An 852-nucleotide genomic window follows, 5' to 3' on the forward strand; every position below is an offset into this window, starting at 1 on the left:
TTTGGTGGAGCCTAGCGGGATCGAACCGCTGACCTCCTGCGTGCAAAGCAGGCGCTCTCCCAGCTGAGCTAAGGCCCCAAATATGAGAATAATTAATGGTCGGGAAGACAGGATTCGAACCTGCGACCCCTTGGTCCCAAACCAAGTGCTCTACCAAGCTGAGCTACTCCCCGTTTTATATGGCGCGCCCGAAAGGAGTCGAACCCATAACCTTCTGATCCGTAGTCAGACGCTCTATCCAATTGAGCTACGGGCGCATATAAAACTATTTATAAAATGGTGCCGAGGACCGGAATCGAACCGGTACGGTAGTCACCTACCGCAGGATTTTAAGTCCTGTGCGTCTGCCAGTTCCGCCACCCCGGCATATATGTTGGAGCGGAAGACGGGATTCGAACCCGCGACCCCCACCTTGGCAAGGTGGTGTTCTACCACTGAACTACTTCCGCGTCTTCAACTTCATTACAAGTGCGGGTGAAGGGAGTCGAACCCCCACGCCTTGCGGCGCCAGATCCTAAGTCTGGTGCGTCTGCCAATTCCGCCACACCCGCATAATAAAATTATTATATAAATGGTGAGCCATGAAGGACTCGAACCTTCGACCCTCTGATTAAAAGTCAGATGCTCTACCAACTGAGCTAATGGCTCTAATTAAGAAAAGTGGTGCCGGCAAGAGGACTTGAACCCCCAACCTACTGATTACAAGTCAGTTGCTCTACCAATTGAGCTACACCGGCGTGGTACTTATACAAAAATAGATGGTGGAGGATGACGGGATCGAACCGCCGACCCTCTGCTTGTAAGGCAGATGCTCTCCCAGCTGAGCTAATCCTCCAATATGTATGCCCGGCA

At 51.9% G+C, this 852-nt stretch carries 9 tRNA genes; all 9 read right to left on the reverse strand.

The window, feature by feature from the left end:
* Positions 1 to 2 precede the first annotated feature (2 nt).
* Positions 3 to 78, reverse strand: a tRNA-Ala gene (locus AC6F34_RS16275).
* 18 nt (positions 79 to 96) lie between these two features.
* A tRNA-Pro gene (locus tag AC6F34_RS16280) sits at positions 97 to 173 on the reverse strand.
* Between the two features lie 7 nt (positions 174 to 180).
* Positions 181 to 257 (reverse strand) — tRNA-Arg (locus tag AC6F34_RS16285).
* Positions 258 to 277: 20 nt separating this feature from the next.
* A tRNA-Leu gene (locus tag AC6F34_RS16290) sits at positions 278 to 366 on the reverse strand.
* 8 nt (positions 367 to 374) lie between these two features.
* Positions 375 to 449: transfer RNA gene (locus AC6F34_RS16295), tRNA-Gly, on the reverse strand.
* 20 nt (positions 450 to 469) lie between these two features.
* Positions 470 to 551 (reverse strand) — tRNA-Leu (locus AC6F34_RS16300).
* A 21-nt stretch (positions 552 to 572) separates the two neighbouring features.
* A tRNA-Lys gene (locus AC6F34_RS16305) sits at positions 573 to 648 on the reverse strand.
* A gap of 13 nt (positions 649 to 661) precedes the next feature.
* Positions 662 to 737 (reverse strand) — tRNA-Thr (locus AC6F34_RS16310).
* Positions 738 to 759: 22 nt separating this feature from the next.
* Positions 760 to 835 (reverse strand) — tRNA-Val (locus AC6F34_RS16315).
* Positions 836 to 852 lie beyond the last annotated feature (17 nt).

The organism is Niallia sp. CD-39 (assembly GCF_059874745.1).